This is a genomic window from Amycolatopsis iheyensis, assembly GCF_024703995.1.
GTDB classification, from domain to species: domain Bacteria; phylum Actinomycetota; class Actinomycetes; order Mycobacteriales; family Pseudonocardiaceae; genus Amycolatopsis; species Amycolatopsis iheyensis.
Genome location: NZ_JAMXQV010000008.1, coordinates 325761 through 343557, shown reverse-complemented (window position 1 = coordinate 343557; position 17797 = coordinate 325761). Strand labels below are relative to the sequence as shown.

Below are 17797 nucleotides of genomic sequence, written 5' to 3'. Positions count from 1 at the left end.
GTTGTGTGCCCGGCCGGAGGAGCTCCCGATCACTTCTACGCAGTTCGACGCCCGTCATATCGGCCCTTCCGAGGCCGAACGCGCGAAGATGCTGGCCGAGTGTGGTTACGGCAGTCTCGACGCCCTGGTCGGGGCCGCCGTCCCGACCGCGATCCGCGCGACGAAGGAGCTCACCCTTCCACCCGCCGCGTCCGAAGAGGACGCCACCGCGGAGCTGCGCGCCCTCGCCGCGCGCAACCGGCCGATGACGCAGATGATCGGCCTCGGCTACTCCGACACCGTCACCCCCGGTGTCATCCGCCGCAACGTCCTCGAGAGCCCGGCCTGGTACACCGCGTACACGCCCTACCAGCCGGAAATCTCCCAGGGCCGCCTCGAAGCGCTCCTCAACTTCCAGACCATGGTCGCCGACCTGACCGGCCTGGCCACCGCGAACGCCTCGCTGCTCGACGAGTCGACCGCCGTCGCCGAGGCCGTCACGTTGATGCGCCGCGCCTCGAAGTCCAAGTCGAACAAGGTCGTCCTGGACGCCGAGTGCCTGCCGCAGACCATCGCCGTCGTGCGCACGCGCGTCGAGGCTCTCGGCATCGAGGTCGAGGTCCGCGACCTGCTGACCGGCCTGCCGGACGAGTTCTTCGGCGTCGTCGTCCAGTACCCCGGCGCGTCCGGCGTGCTGCGCGGCCGCGGCTTCTACCACGCGATTTCCGAGTCGGCGAAGGCCGCGGGCGCGTTGTTCACCGTGGCCGCCGACCTCCTCGCGCTCACCCTGATCACCGCGCCGGGCGAGTTCGGCGCCGACGTCGCCGCGGGCTCGACGCAGCGCTTCGGCGTCCCGCTCGGCTACGGCGGCCCGCACGCCGGGTACATGTCCGTCCGCGCCGGGCTCGAGCGCTCGCTGCCCGGGCGCCTGGTCGGCGTCTCGGTCGACGCCGACGGCAACTCCGCCTACCGGCTGGCGCTGCAGACGCGTGAGCAGCACATCCGCCGCGAGAAGGCGACGTCGAACATCTGCACCGCGCAGGTCCTGCCGGCCGTCCTGGCCGCGATGTACGCGGTCTACCACGGCCCCGACGGCCTGAAGCGGATCGCCCAGCGCGTCCACGGCCTCGCCGCGGGCTTCGCCGGCACGCTGCGCAAGACCGGCGTCGAGGTCGTGCACGAGTCCTTCTTCGACACCGTCGTCGCGCGCGTTCCCGGCCAGGCCGCCGAGGTCCACGCCGCCGCCCGCGAGGCCGGCATCAACCTCGGCCACGTCGACGCCGACCACGTCCGCGTCGCCTTCGACGAGGTCAGCACCCCCGCGATCGCCGCGAAGGTCCTTCGCGCGTTCGGTGTCGAAGGGGACGTCGAAGACGGCGTCGCGCTGCCGAACGGCCTGGCCCGCGAGAGCGGCTTCATGGGCCACGAGGTCTTCGGCAGCCACCGTTCCGAGACGGCGATGCTGCGCTACCTGCGGCGGCTGTCCGACCAGGACTACGCGCTCGACCGCGGCATGATCCCGCTCGGCTCCTGCACGATGAAGCTCAACGCCACCACCGAGATGGAGCCGATCAGCTGGCGCGAGTTCGCCGGCATCCACCCGTTCGCCCCGGCCGAGGACGCTTCGGGCTACCACGAGCTGGTCTCGCAGCTGGCCGGCTGGCTGGCCGAGGTCACCGGCTACGACAAGGTGTCCCTGCAGCCCAACGCGGGCAGCCAGGGCGAGCTGGCCGGGCTCCTCGCCATCCGCGCGTACCACCGCGCGAACGGCGACGAGGCCCGCGACGTCTGCCTGATCCCGTCGTCCGCGCACGGCACCAACGCCGCGTCCGCGGTGCTCGCCGGCATGCGCGTGGTCGTCGTGAAGTGCACCGACGAGGGCAACGTCGACTTGGCCGACCTCAAGTCCAAGGTGGACACCCACCGCGACACGCTCGCCGCGATCATGGTCACCTACCCGTCCACGCACGGCGTGTACGAGCACGACATCGACGAGCTTGCGAAGATCGTCCACGACGGCGGCGGCCAGGTGTACGTCGACGGCGCGAACCTCAACGCCCTGCTCGGCCTGGCCAAGCCGGGTGAGTTCGGCGGCGACGTCTCGCACCTGAACCTGCACAAGACCTTCTGCATCCCGCACGGCGGTGGCGGCCCCGGCGTCGGCCCGGTCGCGGTGCGCGCGCACCTCGCGCCGTTCCTGCCGAACCACCCGCTGCTCGACGCCGCGGGCCCGGAGACCGGCGTCGGCCCGATCAGCGGCGCGCCGTACGGCTCGGCGTCGATCCTGCCGATCTCCTGGGCTTACGTCCGGATGATGGGCGCGCCCGGCCTGACCGCGGCGACGAAGGTCGCCGTGCTGGCCGCGAACTACGTCGCCTCGCGCCTGGCGCCGCACTACCCGGTGCTCTACACCGGCCAGGACGGCCTTGTCGCCCACGAATGCATCCTCGACCTGCGGCAGATCACCAAGGAAACCGGCGTGACGGTCGACGATGTCGCGAAGCGGCTCATCGACTACGGCTTCCACGCGCCGACCATGTCGTTCCCGGTCGCGGGCACGCTGATGGTCGAGCCGACCGAGTCCGAGGACCTCGGCGAGATCGACCGGTTCATCGCCGCGATGATCGCCATCCGCGCGGAGATCGACGAGGTCGCTTCCGGCAAGTGGAGCGCGGAGGAGTCGCCCCTGCGCGGCGCGCCGCACACCGCCGAGACACTGGTCGGCGAGTGGGACAAGGCCTACGACCGTGAGCTGGCCGTGTTCCCGGCCGGGGTGTCGCGCAAGAACAAGTACTGGCCCCCGGTGCGTCGCATCGACGGCGCCCGCGGCGACCGCAACCTCGTCTGCTCCTGCCCGCCCCTCAACGCTTACGAAGGCTGACAGTGTCGAAAGAGACCTCCCTGCACGGAGTCCACAAGGGACTCGGTGCGCTGTTCACCGACTTCGCCGGCTGGTCCATGCCGGTCCGCTACGCCAGTGAGCTGGCCGAGCACAAGGCCGTCCGCGAGGCGGCCGGGCTCTTCGACCTCTCGCACATGGCCGAAATCCACGTCCTCGGCAAGCAGGCGGCCGACGTCCTGGACTTCGCGCTGGTCGGCAACCTGACCGGGGTCAAGCCGGGCCGGGCGCGGTACACGATGATCTGCGACGCTTCCGGCGGTGTCCTGGACGACCTCGTCGTCTACCGCCTGGCCGACGAGCACTACCTGGTCGTCGCGAACGCGGGCAACGCGAAGGTCGTCGCCGACGCCCTCGCCGAGCGGGTCGCGGGCTTCGACGCCGTCGTCGACGACCGGTCCGAGACCACCGCGCTGATCGCCGTCCAGGGCCCGAAGGCCGTCGAGATCCTGGGCGCCGTGACCGACGCCGACCTCGACGCGCTGAAGTACTACGCCAGCGTCCCGGCGAACGTGAAGGGCCACGACGTCCTGCTCGCCCGCACCGGCTACACCGGCGAGGACGGCTTCGAGCTGTTCGTCGACGCCGACGAGGCCCCCGCGGTGTGGCGCATCCTCACCGAGGCCGGCGAGGGCCACGGCCTGGTCCCGGCCGGGCTCGCCTGCCGCGACACGCTGCGCCTCGAAGCCGGGATGCCGTTGTACGGCAACGAACTCACGCTCGACCAGAGCCCGTTCGAAGCGGGCCTCGGCCGGGTGGTCAAGTTCGAGAAGCCGGGCGACTTCGTCGGCCGCGCGGCCCTCGAAGAGTGGTCCAAGCAGGACGTCCCGCGCGTGCGGGTGGGGCTCAAGGGCGCTGGTCGCCGCGCCCCGCGCCACGGTTACCAGCTGCTGGCCGACGGCAAGGAGATCGGCGAGGTCACCAGCGGCGCGCTGTCGCCCACGCTCGGTTACCCGATCGCCATGGCGTACGTCGATCGGGCGTACGCCGAGCCCGGCACCGAGCTGTCCGTCGACATCCGGGGCAGGATCGAGCCCGTCGAGGTCGTCGCCCTGCCCTTCTACTCCCGCGCGTAAGGACTGGTGAACCGTGAGCATCCCCGAGAACCTGAAGTACACCAAGGAACACGAGTGGCTGTCCGTCGAGGACGGCGTCGCCACCGTGGGCATCACCGCCTTCGCCGCCGAGTCGCTCGGTGACATCGTGTTCGTCCAGCTGCCCGACGCGGGCGCCACCATCACCGCCGGCGAGGTGTTCGGCGAGGTCGAGTCGACCAAGTCGGTCAGCGAGCTGTACGCGCCGGTCTCCGGCGAGGTCGTCGAGGTGAACGGCACCACATCGGACACCCCCGAGGTCATCAACTCCGACCCGTACACCGAAGGATGGCTCCTGAAGGTGCGTCTGACCGGGGACGTGCCGGACCTGCTCGACGCCGCCGCGTACGCCGCGCTCACCCAGGAGAACTGATGACGACTTTCGACGCCCACCTCGCCGACGTCGACCCCGAGGTCGCCGCCGCCGTCGCGGACGAGCTGACCCGCCAGCAGTCGACCCTGGAGATGATCGCCTCCGAGAACTTCGCGCCGGTGGGCGTGCTCGAGGCGCAGGGGTCGGTGCTGACGAACAAGTACGCCGAGGGCTACCCGGGCCGGCGCTACTACGGCGGCTGCGAGCACGTCGACGTCGTCGAGCAGCTCGCGATCGACCGCGCGAAGGCCCTGTTCGGCGCCGAGCACGCCAACGTCCAGCCGCACTCGGGCGCGCAGGCCAACGCGGCCGCGATGTTCGCCGTGCTCAAGCCGGGCGACACGATCCTCGGCCTCGACCTGGCGCACGGCGGCCACCTGACGCACGGGATGAAGATCAACTTCTCGGGCAAGCTCTACAACGTCGTCGCCTACCACGTCGACAAAGAGACCGGGATCGTTGACCTCGCCGAGATCGAGCGCCTGGCCGTCGAGCACCAGCCGAAGCTGATCATCGCCGGCTGGTCCGCCTACCCGCGTCAGCTGGACTTCGCCGAGTTCCGCCGCATCGCCGACCTCGTCGACGCCCGGCTCATGGTGGACATGGCCCACTTCGCCGGCCTGGTCGCGACCGGGCTGCACCCGTCGCCGGTGCCGCACGCCGACATCGTCACGACGACCACGCACAAGACCCTCGGCGGGCCGCGCGGCGGGCTCATCCTCTGCCGCGAGGAGCTGGCGAAGAAGATCAACTCGTCGGTGTTCCCCGGCCAGCAGGGCGGGCCCCTCGAGCACGTCATCGCGGCCAAGGCCGTCGCGCTGAAGATCGCCGCGAGCGAGGAGTTCAAGGAGCGCCAGCAGCGCACCCTGGAGGGTTCGCGGATTCTGGCTTCGCGCTTGTCCCAGGACGACTGCGCTTCTGCGGGCGTGCGGGTCCTGACCGGTGGCACCGACGTCCACCTGGTGCTGGTCGACCTGGTCCAGTCCACTCTGGACGGTCAGCAGGCCGAGGACCGTCTCCACGAGGTCGGCATCACGGTCAACCGCAACGCCGTCCCGTTCGACCCGCGCCCGCCGATGATCACCTCGGGCCTGCGGATCGGCACCCCGGCGCTCGCTACGCGAGGGTTCCAGGCCGAGGACTTCACCGAGGTCGCCGACGTCATCGCCGAGGCCCTCAAGCCGGACTTCGACGACGCTCTCCGCTCGAAGCTGCGTGACCGCGTCGAGGCTCTCGCCGCGAAGCACCCGTTGTACGCGGACCTGTCCCGATGAGCGCGCTGCCCGAAGGCCGGAAGCTGCTGCGTCTGGAAGTCCGCAACAGTGAGACGCCGATCGAGAAGAAGCCGCCGTGGATCAAGACGCGGGTGCGGATGGGGCCGGAGTTCACCGAACTCAAGGGTCTCGTGCGTCGCGAGGGTCTGCACACGGTGTGTGAAGAGGCCGGTTGTCCCAACATCTACGAGTGCTGGGAAGACCGCGAGGCCACCTTCTTGATCGGTGGTGACCAGTGCACGCGTCGGTGCGACTTCTGTCAGATCGACACGGGTAAGCCCGCCGAGCTGGACCGCACCGAGCCGCGGAAGGTCGCGGAGTCGGTGCAGGCCATGGGTCTGCGGTACTCGACGGTCACCGGTGTCGCCCGGGATGACCTCGAGGATGGCGGCGCGTGGCTGTACGCGGAGACTGTCCGGCAGATCCACTCGCTCAACCCCGGCACGGGTGTTGAGCTGTTGATCCCGGACTTCAACGCCGACCCTGCGCAGCTGGCCGAGGTGTTCGGGTCGCGGCCGGAGGTGTTGGCGCACAATGTGGAGACGGTGCCGCGCATCTTCAAGCGGATCCGCCCCGGCTTCCGGTACGCGCGTTCGCTCGAGGTCATCACCAAGGCGCGTGAGTTCGGGCTCGTCACGAAGTCGAACCTGATCCTGGGCATGGGCGAGACGCCTGAGGAGGTCGCGCCGGCGATGCAGGATCTGGTCGACGCGGGCTGCGAGATCCTGACGATCACGCAGTACCTGCGCCCCTCCCCGCGGCACCACCCGGTGGACCGGTGGGTGAAGCCGGAGGAGTTCGTCGAGCATTCGAAGGCGGCCGAGGCGATGGGCTTCGCCGGTGTCATGGCCGGTCCGCTGGTGCGGTCGTCGTACCGCGCGGGACGCCTCTACGCCCAGACCAAGGGTTACCGTGGAGAGGAGCTGCCGGCGAACCTGCAGCACCTCGCCGACCAGGGCCCGGCCGCGCAAGAAGCCAGCTCACTGCTGGCGCGATAGGAAGGGGCGGATCAATGGCGATCAGCGTCTTCGACCTGTTTTCCATCGGCATCGGCCCGTCGAGCTCCCACACCGTCGGGCCGATGCGGGCGGCACTGACCTTTGTGGACGGACTCGGCGACGACCTCGCCTCGGTGTCGCGGGTCCAGGCCGAACTGTTCGGCTCCCTGGGCGCGACCGGCTTCGGCCACGGCAGCGACAAAGCCGTCCTGCTCGGGCTTTCGGGCTCGCGTCCCGAGGAGATCGACACCGACACCGTGCCGGCGCGCATCGCGGAAATCCGCGAGTCCGGCCGGCTGGTCCTGGCCGGCACGCGCGAAATCGCGTTCGACGAGGACAACGACCTCACCATGCACCGGCGCAAGTCCCTGCCGGCGCACCCGAACGGCATGATCTTCCGCGCGTTCGACGCCGACGGTTCCTTGGTGCGGGAGCGCACGTACTACTCGGTCGGCGGCGGCTTCGTCCGCGACGAGTCGTACGAGACGGACACGGTGTTCGTCGAGGACTCGACACCGGTGCCGTACCCGTTCCGCACCGGCGCGGACCTGCTCGGACACTGCGCGGCGACCGGCCTGTCCATCAGCGAGATCATGCTCGAGAACGAGCTGTCTTGGCGGACGCGCGACGAGGTGCGGGCCGGGCTGCTGGACATCTGGGCGGTCATGGCGGAGTGCGTCCGCAACGGCTGCACGCACGAAGGCGTCCTGCCGGGCGGCCTGAAGGTGCCGCGGCGCGCGAAGGCGTTGCACGAGAAGCTGCTCGCCGAGGACGGCGCGGACGACCCGCTGTACGCGATGGACTGGGTGAGCCTGTACGCCCTCGCGGTCAACGAGGAGAACGCGGCGGGCGGCCGGGTCGTCACGGCCCCGACCAACGGCGCCGCGGGCATCATCCCGGCGGTCCTGCACTACTACCAGCGGTTCATCCGGCACTCGAACGACGACGGCATCGTGAAGTTCATGCTCACGGCGGGCGCGATCGGCTCGATCCTCAAGCAGACGGGCTCGATCTCGGGCGCCGAAGTCGGCTGCCAGGGCGAAGTCGGCTCGGCGTCGGCGATGGCGGCGGCGGGCCTGACGGAGGTCCTCGGCGGCACGCCGGCCCAGGTGGAGAACGCGGCGGAGATCGGGGTGGAGCACCACCTCGGCCTCACGTGCGACCCGGTCGGCGGCCTGGTCCAGATCCCGTGCATCGAGCGCAACGCGGTGGGCGCGTCGAAGGCGATCCACGCGGCCCGCATGGCGATGCGCGGCGACGGCAGCCACGTCGTGACACTGGACAAGGCGATCAAGACGATGCGCGAGACGGGCGCGGACATGAGCGTGAAGTACAAGGAGACCGCGCGCGGCGGCCTGGCGGTGAACGTCATCGAGTGCTGACGCCGTAGCTTTCCCGTGAAAGCTACGGGTCAGCGCCGGTCTTCGTCGTCGACCGCCAGCTTCAGGCCGACCTCCACCAGGGTCCAGCCGAGCTGCTGCCGCCTCGTGCCGGTGTGCTTGCGAGGGGTCGCGCGGCCCGGTGGGCGGTTGCGCACGCGGTGGCGCAACTCGTCCTCTCGCTCGTGGACCAGGTCCTCCGCCATCAGGAAGTGCACCGGATCGCCCCCTGCGTCGATGTTCGGTGTCGGTCGTCCCATCGTCGCCGACCGTGGCCGTCCGGTTCCACTGGTTTTCCGCACCGCGAACACAGTGTGATCGCCTCGCGAGCCCGAAGCCACTCCGAAGGTGCGCCGCGGCCTAAACTCGCGGGATGGAACCGACCTCGGTGGTGAATGCCGGTGAAGCGCTGTTCCGGCCGGTCCGGGCGGGCAACGCCTTCGAGGAGACCGTCGAGCGGCTGCTGCAGGCCATCCGCCTCGGCGTGGTCGGCGCGGGGGAGCGGCTGCCGTCGGAGCGCGAGCTCGCCGAGCGGCTCGGGGTCAGCCGCGTCACGCTGCGCGAAGCCATCCGCGCGCTTTCCGACGCTGGTTACGTGGAGTCACGGCGAGGCCGTTATGGCGGCACGTTCGTGCACGACACCCTGCCCGGCCCGCCGGAGCCCGCCGGCGAGATCGACGCCGTCGGCCTGGAGGACGCGTTGTGCCTCCGCTACGTCCTCGAGACGGGCGCGGCGGAGATGGCGGCGGCGCGGTCGCTGAGCCCGGCCGACCGGCAGCACCTGACCGGCACGCTCGCCGAGGCCGCGAGCGCCGGCCTCGACGACTACCGCCGCCGGGACAGCCGCCTCCACCTGGCGATCGCGGAGGTGACCGCGTCCGGCTCGCTGACCACGGCGATGGCCGACGCCCGCACCCGCGTCAACCAGCTGCTCGACCGGATCCCGCTGCTCCCGCCGAACCTCGAGCACTCGAACGCCCAGCACGAGGCGATCGTGGACGCCATCCTCGCCGGTGACGCCCCCGCGGCCCGCCAGACCATGGCCGAGCACATCGAGGGCACGGCGTCGCTGCTGCGCGCGTTCCTCGCCTGAGCGTCGTCTTGACAGGATTCGAACAACCTCGTTAGTTCTCCACAGAACCTTCTCACCCGTTCGGCCGTCATCCATTCGTGACCTCGGCGACCGAAGAACACGCGGAAGAGGACGAGAAGCCGGACACCCCGCGCCGTCGGCGGTGGCGGCGGATCCGGCGGATCGGGTACTGGACCGTCGGCACCCTCGTCGGTGTCCCGCTGATCGCCTTCTGGGTCGCCTACCTCGTGCTCGACGTCCGCAGCCCGCAAGAGGTCCTGGCCGGGCTCGACAAGACCGTCGTGCTCGACTACGCCGACGGGTCCGAGCTGCTCAAGGTCGTCCCCGCCGACGGCGACCGCACGTTCGTGCCCTACACGCAGGTGCCCGCGAAGCTGCGGGACGCGATCATCGCCACCGAAGACCCGACCTTCTGGGACAACGAGGGCTTCGACCCGACCGGCATCGGCCGCGCGTTCCTCACCGGCGTCGGCGGCGGCTCCGGGATCACCCAGCAGTACATCAAGAAGTCCACCGGCGACGACGACGCCACGATCGGCCGCAAGTTCGCGGAGCTCGTGCTGGCCACGAAGATCACCCAGGAGCAGAGCAAGGAACAGATCTTCGAAAGCTACGTCAACATCATCTCCTTCGGCCGCGGCACGTTCGGCCCCGCCGCGGCGATGAACGCCTACTTCGGCAAGAAGCTCGACGACTCCATCACCTGGAGCGAAGCTGCCTTCCTCGCCGGGATGATCCAGTCGCCGTCGGTGCACGACCCCGCCGCGTCCGGCGACGCCCACGCCGCGCGGCGCTGGCAGTACGTGCACGACAAGCTCGTCACCCGGGGGTACGTGCGGAGCGGCGAACCCATGGCCTACCCCGGCGCCGAGGTCCAGTCGCCGTCCGACACCCGCGCCGGCCGCCTCAGCTACGACGAGTTCCACGTCAAGCAGCAGGTTCTGGCCGAGCTCGAACGCGACGGCTTCCCGCTGGGCCGGCTGCAGCAGGGCAACATGACCGTCGAGACGACGCTGGACCGCGGCCTGCAGGACGCCGCCCGCAAGACCCTGCAGGACCGGCTGAAGGGCGAGCCGAAGGAGTTCCGCGGCGCGGTCGTCGCCGTCGACCCGCGGACCGGCGCCGTCCGCGCCTACCAGGGCGGCGACCAGGGTGTCCGCGACTACGCGAGCACCGCGCACGCGGCAGGCTCGGCGTTCTACCCGTTCACGCTCGCTGCCGCGCTGCGCCGCGGCTACGGCCCGGACGTGCCGGTCCCGGCGCCCGAGGAGCAGGAGTTCCTCGGCGAGAAGTTCAAGTACCCGGCGGTCTGCGGCCCGAAGTGCACACCGCGCGTCGCGATGCAGGCCCACGCGGACGGTCCGTTCGTCGCGCTGGCGAAGAAGCTGGGCCCGGACGCGCTGAGCGACGCCGCGCGCCAGGCCGGGATCCCCGAGACCGTCGACGGCACGCCGACGATGCGGGAGAGGGACGGCTACCTGATCGGGGCCGGTATCGCGATCGGCCGGTATCCGTTGCGGCCACTGGACATGGTGGGCGCCTACGCGACCTTCGCCGCGGACGGTCAGCGCACGACGCCGCACCTGGTGGCGCGGGTCCGGGACGAGAGCGGCGCGGTCGTCTGGGAGCACACCGACACCCCGCGCCCCGCGTTCGACGAGAACGGGGACGAAAGCCGCCGCATCGCCCAGGAGGTCACCGGAACGCTGACCGCGGGCGGGAGCGCCGCGCTGCGCACCGGCGAGGCCGAGCACGGCAACAGCCCGGACTTCCAGGACGCCTGGGCCGTCGGCTACACCCCGCAGCTGGCGGCGGCGGTGTGGATCGGCTCCGACGACGACCGCCGGCTGGTCGACACGAGCGGCGCGAAGCTGACCGGCGACGTCGTCCCGGCCGACGTCTGGCGCGGGTTCATGGCGGCGGCGCACCAGGGGCAGCCGGTGCCCGTGGTGCGGCCGCCGCGGTGAGTCAGCCGACGATGCCGAGGACGAACCCGTCGTGCCCCTTGGCGCCGACGGTCTGGACGGCGGTCGCGTCGATCCGGTCCTCGGCGGCGAGCACGTCGAACATCTCGCGCGCGCCGAGGACGTTCGGGTCGCTGCTGCCCGGATCGGCGACCTTGCCCTGCCGGACGACGTTGTCGACCACGATCGTGGTGCCCGGCCGCGCCAGCTTCAGCGCCGCGCGCACGTAGTTCGCGAGGTTGCTCTTGTCGGCGTCGACGAAGACGAAGTCGAACGGCCCGGCGAGCGTCGGCAGCGTGTCGAGCGCCGCACCGACCCGGATGTCGACGACATCCTCCCCGAAGCCCGCGCGCGCCAGGTTGGCCCGGGCGACTTCGGCGTGCCTCGGCTCGTATTCACAGGTCACGAGCGTGCCGCCGGGCGGGAGCGCGCGGGCGAGCCAGATCGTGCTGTAGCCGCCGAGCGTGCCGATCTCCAGGATCGAGCGCGCCCCGGCGAGGCGGGCGAGCAGATGGAGCAGCTTCCCTTGGTTGGGCGCGACGGCAATGTGCGGCAACCCGGCGGCGGCCGAGTCGGCGAGCGCGTCGTCGAGCACAGGGTCGGGGGCGAGCAGCGCGCCGGTGAGGTAGTCGTCGACTTCGGCCCAGGTCTTGTCGGTCATGGCACCTCCACCGCCAATCTAGCGGCGGTTCAGCCGATTTTCCGGACCAGCCCGGTGTACCCGGCGAGCGCAAGGGTGGCGAGCCCCCAGACGGCGGCCTGCACGAGCCAGATGGCGACGGTGAACAGGCCCCCGGTCGCGACGGCCGGGTTGAGGTCGCAGCGGGTCCGCACGCCGGTCGGGGAGAGCGGAAGTCCTCGGTCGAGGCCGACTTCGACGAGTTCGATGGTGGTGCACGGTTTGCCGACGGGGGCGTCGAAGGACGCTGGTCGTTCGGCGGCGTGGTGGCCTGCGTCGACGACGTGGCCGGCCCAGAAGCCGAGGCCACCGGCGAGGGCAAGGGCGAACAGGAGGGCGGCGGCTGTGCGTCTCGCGAGGTAGCCGTAGCCGGCGAGCCTGCCCCAGAGCCAGTGGAAACGGCGGGTCAGCCAGTTGCCGAGTTCTTTCGGGGCGCGGCGGTAGAGGTCCCGTTGCTGGGCGATGAGGATGCGGCGGGCATTGCCGTCGTGGCCCGCGGCTCGTTCTACCGCGGCTAGTTGCTGGTAGGGGCCTGGGCGGTAGGCGGGGGTGTGGAAGCGGATGAGGTGCAGCCATTCCCGCCAGGTCGCTTTGTGGAGGGCCGAGAACGTGAACCCGTCAAGGTTGATCCGGCCTGGGTGGTTGCATCGACCGCGTGATTTCGACGCTACGCATACGAGACTGGCGGGAAGCAGCGCATCAGCTTCAACGTGCAAGCCCTGCAGCTGCAGGCCGACTCCCCCGGTGTTGGAGATCTTCGCGTTGTTCGTGAAATCGAGAACACCACTGATCTTTGCTCCGAGCAGCCAGACCGCGCCCTCCGTGCCCGAGCCCGCGATGCGGGCGTTCCACAGGAGCACGTGACCTTCGACCTGCAGACGGTCAGCGGTCACGGCCGGCCCGGTGCCGTTGGTGACTTCGGCGTCGATGAGGCTGAGCTGGCCTCGGACGCGAGCACTGACCATCCGGATCGCACCGCGCGCGCCGGAACCAGCAGCGCGGAGGTTCTCCAATCGCAGGTCGCTTCCCGCCTCCAGCCGGTCGGCCATCAGCGCGGGCCCGCTGTCGTTGGTGATCTCCGCGCCTTCCAGGTCGAAGAAGCCACCGATGTGTGCGTCGGCAGCGAGAACCGCACCCCAGTCACTGGAAGTGACCACGCGTGCGTTCGACATATCCAGGTCGCCCTCGATGCGTAAACCGTCCGCGGCCACCCCAGCCAGCCGGCTTCCGGCCAGTGAGAGCCAGGACAGGCGAGCGTCCGACATGGTGATCGGCTCGGGCACAAAGCAGTTCTGCAGCTCGAGCCCCGTTTTCGTGCAGACGTGGGCGAGGTCGAGCGCTCCGACGATGCGCGCACCCTTGATCCGCACCCCGCGCGGATCGAGCGAGCCGTGCAAGCCGATCAGGAGCTCACGCAGCAGCTCCGCCCGCACTTCATGCGCCGGATCCTCGTCCTCCGCGAGCTGCTCGACAGAAAGCGTGCTGCACGTCAGCACGATCCCAAGCCGGGCCGCCTCCACCACTGCGTGCTCGTCTTCGGTCACGGCCACTGAGTCGGTGGCAGGTCCCGCGGCGCTACACCCGGGGTGGGATCATGCTCACCGACGAGAAAGGGACACAGTGGACGACTACCGCGTCGTCGCGGACGCTCTTGCCGCCGATATCGAGGCCGGGCGGCTTCGGCCCGGTGACCGGCTTCCGCCGCAGCGGCGCTTTGCCCGGCAGCGCGGCCTCGCGAACTCCACCGCCGCCCGGGTCTACGGTGAGCTCGTGCGGCGGGGCCTGGCCGTCGGCGAGGTCGGCCGGGGGACGTTCGTCCGGGCCGCCAAACCGCCGCCCGAACCCGCGCTCGCCGAACCCGGGAACGCCCGCGTCGACCTCGAACTCAACTTCGCCGTCCTGCCCGAGCAGTCCGCGTTGCTGGCGAAGGCACTGCAGCCGATGCTGCGCGACGACGTCCTCACCGCGGCCCTGCACCCGATCGGCGCCGCGGGCACACCGGCGGCGCGGGAGGCGGCGGCCGCGCTGCTCACCCGCGGTGACTGGCGGCCCGACCCCGCGACGATCCTCTTCACCGGCAACGGCCGCCAAGGCATCGCCGCCGCGATCGCCGCGTTCGTGCCCGTGGGGGAGCGGCTCGCGGTCGAGTCCCTGACCTACCCCGTCGTGAAGGCCGTCGCCGCTCGGCTCGGCGTCGAGCTGGTGCCGATCGAAACCGACGAGCACGGCCTCGTGCCCGAGGCCCTCGCCGCGGCCGGGCCGGTGCGTGCCCTCTACGTCCAGCCGACCCTGCACAACCCGCTCGGCACGACCATGCCCCCGAACCGGCGCGAAGAACTGGCCGCCGTCGTGGGAGAGCTGGACCTGCCGGTGATCGAAGACGGCATCTACACGTTCCTGCGCGGGGACGTCCGGCCGTTCGCCGCGTGGGCGCCGGAGCGGACGGTGTTCGTCGACAGCCTGTCCAAACGCGTCGCGCCCGGCCTGACCGCGGGCTTTCTCGTGAGCCCGCCGGCGTGGACCGCGCGACTGGCGTCGTCGGTGCGCTCGGGCGCCTGGGCCGCGTCGCGCTTCGCCGTCGAAGCCGCGACGCAGTGGATCGTGACCGGCACGCTCGCCGAAGTCGAAGCCGCGAAACGCCGTGACGCCGCTTCGCGCGCGTCGGTGGTGGCGGAGAAGCTGCCGGGCCTGCGTGGCGACGCCGCCTCGTACCACCGCTGGTGGGAGCTGCCCGAGCGGTGGCGCGCGGAGACGTTCGTCGCGGCCGCGGCGCGCCGGGGCATCGCGCTGTCCCCGGCGGCGGCGTTCGCCGTGTTGCCCGGCCACGCGCCGAACGCCGTGCGGATCGCCGTGTCCGCCCCGCCCGTCGAGACGCTCTCCGCGGCGCTCGGCTTCCTGGCCACCCTCGCGGCCGGGAGCCCGGACGACCTGCTCGTCGACTGACAGCGGGTGCCAGGACGGTCTCAGCGCGGTGTGCGGCCCGCGCCAGGGACCCAAGCCAATCTTCGGTTGTCGCGAAACGAACCGAAGGAGCACTCATGCACGTCACGATCATCGGCGCCGGCCTCGGCGGCCTCACCCTGGCCCGCGTCCTGCACGTCCACGGCATCCCCGCCACCGTCTTCGAAGCCGAGGCCTCCCCGATGGCGCGGATGCAGGGCGGGATGCTGGACATCCACGACTACAACGGGCAGATCGCGGTCGAAGCCGCCGGCCTGGCGGCCGAGTTCCGCGGTCTCGTCCTGGCCGGCCGCCAGGCGATGCGGATCCTCGACCAGGACGGGAACCTGCTGTTCGAAAAGACCGACGACGGCACCGGCGGCCGTCCCGAGGTGCAGCGCGGCGAGCTGCGGCAGATGCTGCTCGACGCGCTCCCGGAAGGCACCGTCCGGTGGGGGTGCAAGGTCAGCCGAGCCCGCACGCTCGAAGACGGCCGCCACGAAGTGACCTTCGGCGACGGGGCCACCGTCGTCACGGACCTGCTGGTCGGGGCGGACGGCGCCTGGTCGAAGGTGCGTCCGCTGCTCACCGCCGCCACGCCCGAATACGAGGGCTCGGCGTTCGTCGAGACGTACCTGTTCGACGTCGAGTCGAAGCACCCGGCCACCGCGGCGGCGGTCGGCGGGGGCTCGATGGTCGCGCACGGCGGCTCGGCCGAGGACGGGATCAACGCCCACCGGGAAAGCGGTGAAACCGTGCACACCTACGTGGCGCTTTCGCGGTCGCTGGACTGGTTCGCCGCCATCGACTTCACCGACCCCGCCGCCGCGGCGGACCGGATCGCGGCGGAGTTCGACGGCTGGGCGCCGGAGCTCACCGCGCTGATCACCGACGCCGACACTGACCCGGTCCTGCGCCCGCACTACACGCTGCCGGTCGGGCTCCGGTGGGACCGTGTGCCGGGCGTGACCCTGGTCGGCGACGCCGCCCACCTCGCGCCGCCCAACGGCGAGGGCGCGAACGTGGCCATGCTCGACGGCGCCGAGCTCGGCCAGGCCCTCGCCGCGCACCCGGGCGACGTCGAGGCCGCGCTCGCCGAGTACGAAGAGGCGATGTTCGTGCGTGCCGCGACACCCGTCGACGACGCCGTCCTGCTCGAGAGCCTGTTCGGCGACGACGTCCCGGAGAGCCTGCTCGCGCTGGTCCGCGGCGAGGAGGGCTAAGGCGCGTACTTCCCGACGAAGCTGCCGCAGGTGATCGCGCGGCCGGTGAGCCGGGCCTGGATCGCTTTCTCCAGGCCCAGGTAGTCGAACACCGGGGTGTCGGCCGGGATCGACTCCGGCACCGGGCCGCCGGTCGAGAGCTGCCGGATCGAGTCCGTCTCGAACAGCACCAGGTAGCCGCCTTCGCGGTTCAGGTCGTCGGCTTTCGCGAGCATCCGCTCCGGGGCGTCGCCGACGATCTCCAGCGGCAGCGGCCACTCCAGCGGGAACGGGTTGCGCAGGCCGAACGCGGGGTAGGCGAACGGGCTGTCGGGCAGGATCGCGGTCTTCGCGGCGGGGAAGCGGTCGAGGCAGTCGCGGATCTGCCGGACGAACGTGTGCGTCGAGGGGTTGGTGCGGATGCCGGCCATCGCCGGGCTGACGTCGCCGAGGTCCGCCGTCAGCCGGTCGTGCCCGAGGTCGAGGTAGGCGGCCTCGTCGTGGCGGGCGACGACGACCCAGCCGCACACCGCCACCGCGGTCAGGCCCGCCGTCGCCGTCACCCAGCGGCGGGCCAGCCGCGGCCTCGGCGGGATCACGTGGCTCAGCAGCAGCAACGCCGTGAGCGCGAGGGTGCCGGTGAGCAGCGTCGGCGTGTCGTTGCCCCACGACAGGCTGGTCATGAACCCGGTGGCGAGCACGAGCAGCCCGGCCCACGGCACCCGCCGCCGCACGGCCGCGTAGACCGGCACGCTGACCGCGACGATCCACCACAGGACGTCCGCCCAGCGCGAGGAGCCGGTGAACCGGCCGTCGACGACCGTCCAGACGATCGCCGCGGCGCCGGCGAGCACGAGCACCCAGGAGGCGGCCCGCCCGGCCGCGCCGAGCCGGTCGCCGGGCAGCCGGACGGCCAGCAGGACGACGGCGATCGCGGCGAAGAAACCCAGCTCCCGCACCGGCGCGCGGGTCAGCACCTCGGGGTCTTCGAGCCACAGCCCGAGCAGCCGCTGGCCGTACGCGGGGACGCCGCCGGTCAGCTGATCGACCATCTCGGCGAAGCCGCCGCCGAGGCTGACCCACGCGACGTAGACCAGCCCGGGCGCGCCGAGCGCGAGGAGGTCCAGGAGCAGCCGCACCACGCGCCGGCTGCCCGCGCGGGTGGCCGGGTGGAGCAGGAGCCACAGCACGCCGATGACCGCGGCCAGCGCGAAGCTCTGCTTGACGAACACGGCGCAGCCGAGCAACGCCAGCCCGCCGCGGCGGGCGAGGGCGCGGTCCGCGCGCAGGCCGGCGTCGAGCGCCCAGGCGCCGCACGCGGTGAGCGCGATGCCGTCGACGGTGTGCCAGGCCATCAGCGGGAAGGCGTTGAGGTTGATCAGTGACGCGGCCGCGACCATCGCGGTCATCCCCGGCCCCCACGCCAGCACCCGGCGGCGCGTGACGAGCGCGGCGAAGGCGATGGTGGCGACGATGATCTCGATCATCGACAGGAAACTGGACCCGAAGAAGAGCGGCATCGGCAGCGCGAAGTCGACGACGTGCAGCACCGCGGACCCGAGCGGCCGCGCGGAGATGATGTCGGCGTGCGGGACTTCGCCGTGGAGGACGCGCCAGGCCTGGGCGAGGATGAACCCCTGGTCGGAGGGGTGGAACCCGAACCGGCCGACCCGTAGTTCGGTGGCGAGCGCGAGCAGCACGACCCAGGTGGCGTGGACACCCCAGCGCACCATCGGCCGGCTGGTGGTGAGCGGCACGGGCTCCGGGACGGCCGCGCGCGCAGGACTCGCCACGTCCACGCCGCCCGCCTTCCACTCCCGATCACGCCCGGAAAGCGATGGTAGCGGCCGGGGCACGGACCGGCATGAACAGCACCACCGGCCCGCCCGGTCCACGGCTCGGAGCGCCCCAATGTGGCGTTGG

Annotated in this window: 14 protein-coding genes; 10 read left to right on the top strand and 4 right to left on the bottom strand. The window is 71.4% G+C overall.

Going from position 1 to position 17797, the window contains the following annotated elements:
* The first annotated feature begins 28 nt into the window (after window positions 1-28).
* From gcvP to M8542_RS18295, 6 genes are read left to right on the top strand one after another with little or no spacing between them, the layout of a single operon-like run.
* Entirely contained in the window at window positions 29-2860 is a 2832-nt protein-coding gene (gene gcvP / locus M8542_RS18320) for an aminomethyl-transferring glycine dehydrogenase (protein WP_257921482.1), read from the top strand.
* A gap of 2 nt (window positions 2861-2862) precedes the next feature.
* On the top strand, window positions 2863-3954 hold the full coding sequence (gene gcvT / locus M8542_RS18315) for a glycine cleavage system aminomethyltransferase GcvT (RefSeq protein ID WP_257921388.1): 1092 nt from the start codon (window positions 2863-2865) through the stop codon (window positions 3952-3954).
* 13 nt (window positions 3955-3967) lie between these two features.
* A complete protein-coding gene (gene gcvH, locus M8542_RS18310) occupies window positions 3968-4345 on the top strand; it encodes a glycine cleavage system protein GcvH (RefSeq protein WP_257921387.1) in 378 nt (125 codons plus the stop codon).
* On the top strand, window positions 4345-5619 hold the full coding sequence (gene glyA / locus M8542_RS18305; RefSeq protein WP_257921386.1) for a serine hydroxymethyltransferase: 1275 nt from the start codon (window positions 4345-4347) through the stop codon (window positions 5617-5619). Before gcvH ends, glyA begins: the two co-directional genes overlap by 1 nt.
* A complete protein-coding gene (gene lipA / locus M8542_RS18300) occupies window positions 5616-6617 on the top strand; it encodes a lipoyl synthase (RefSeq protein WP_257921385.1) in 1002 nt (333 codons plus the stop codon). The genes glyA and lipA overlap by 4 nt, the downstream gene beginning before the upstream one ends.
* Before the next feature lie 14 nt (window positions 6618-6631).
* Window positions 6632-7999 carry an L-serine ammonia-lyase gene (locus M8542_RS18295; RefSeq protein ID WP_257921384.1) on the top strand — a complete coding sequence of 456 codons (1368 nt, stop codon included), beginning with the start codon at window positions 6632-6634 and terminating at the stop codon, window positions 7997-7999.
* Window positions 8000-8028: 29 nt separating this feature from the next.
* On the opposite strand, the gene M8542_RS18290 is transcribed toward M8542_RS18295, so the two are convergent.
* Window positions 8029-8256, bottom strand: coding sequence for a hypothetical protein (locus M8542_RS18290; RefSeq protein ID WP_257921383.1), 228 nt, complete (start codon window positions 8254-8256; stop codon window positions 8029-8031).
* Window positions 8257-8369: 113 nt separating this feature from the next.
* Here M8542_RS18290 and M8542_RS18285 point away from each other — a divergent pair, with 113 nt between their 5' ends.
* Window positions 8370-9089, top strand: a complete 720-nt coding sequence (locus M8542_RS18285; protein ID WP_257921382.1) for a FadR/GntR family transcriptional regulator — start codon at window positions 8370-8372, stop codon at window positions 9087-9089.
* 77 nt (window positions 9090-9166) lie between these two features.
* Window positions 9167-11056 carry a transglycosylase domain-containing protein gene (locus M8542_RS18280; protein WP_257921381.1) on the top strand — a complete coding sequence of 630 codons (1890 nt, stop codon included), beginning with the start codon at window positions 9167-9169 and terminating at the stop codon, window positions 11054-11056.
* 1 nt (window position 11057) lies between these two features.
* Here the strand turns inward: M8542_RS18280 and M8542_RS18275 are convergent, their stop codons facing one another.
* Both M8542_RS18275 and M8542_RS18270 read right to left on the bottom strand, forming a co-directional pair.
* Window positions 11058-11714, bottom strand: coding sequence for an O-methyltransferase (locus M8542_RS18275; protein WP_257921380.1), 657 nt, complete (start codon window positions 11712-11714; stop codon window positions 11058-11060).
* A 29-nt stretch (window positions 11715-11743) separates the two neighbouring features.
* Entirely contained in the window at window positions 11744-13276 is a 1533-nt protein-coding gene (locus M8542_RS18270; RefSeq protein ID WP_257921379.1) for a hypothetical protein, read from the bottom strand.
* A gap of 76 nt (window positions 13277-13352) precedes the next feature.
* Here M8542_RS18270 and M8542_RS18265 point away from each other — a divergent pair, with 76 nt between their 5' ends.
* Together M8542_RS18265 and M8542_RS18260 are read left to right on the top strand one after the other, a co-directional pair.
* Window positions 13353-14675: an aminotransferase-like domain-containing protein gene (locus tag M8542_RS18265; RefSeq protein WP_257921378.1), complete on the top strand. Its 1323-nt coding sequence runs from the start codon at window positions 13353-13355 to the stop codon at window positions 14673-14675.
* Between the two features lie 95 nt (window positions 14676-14770).
* On the top strand, window positions 14771-15895 hold the full coding sequence (locus tag M8542_RS18260) for an FAD-dependent oxidoreductase (protein WP_257921377.1): 1125 nt from the start codon (window positions 14771-14773) through the stop codon (window positions 15893-15895).
* Here M8542_RS18260 and M8542_RS18255 read toward each other — a convergent pair.
* Complete coding sequence (locus M8542_RS18255; RefSeq protein WP_257921376.1) at window positions 15892-17673, bottom strand: hypothetical protein; 1782 nt, start codon at window positions 17671-17673, stop codon at window positions 15892-15894. The two genes, M8542_RS18260 and M8542_RS18255, sit on opposite strands and share 4 nt — an antisense overlap.
* Between the last annotated feature and the right edge of the window lie 124 nt (window positions 17674-17797).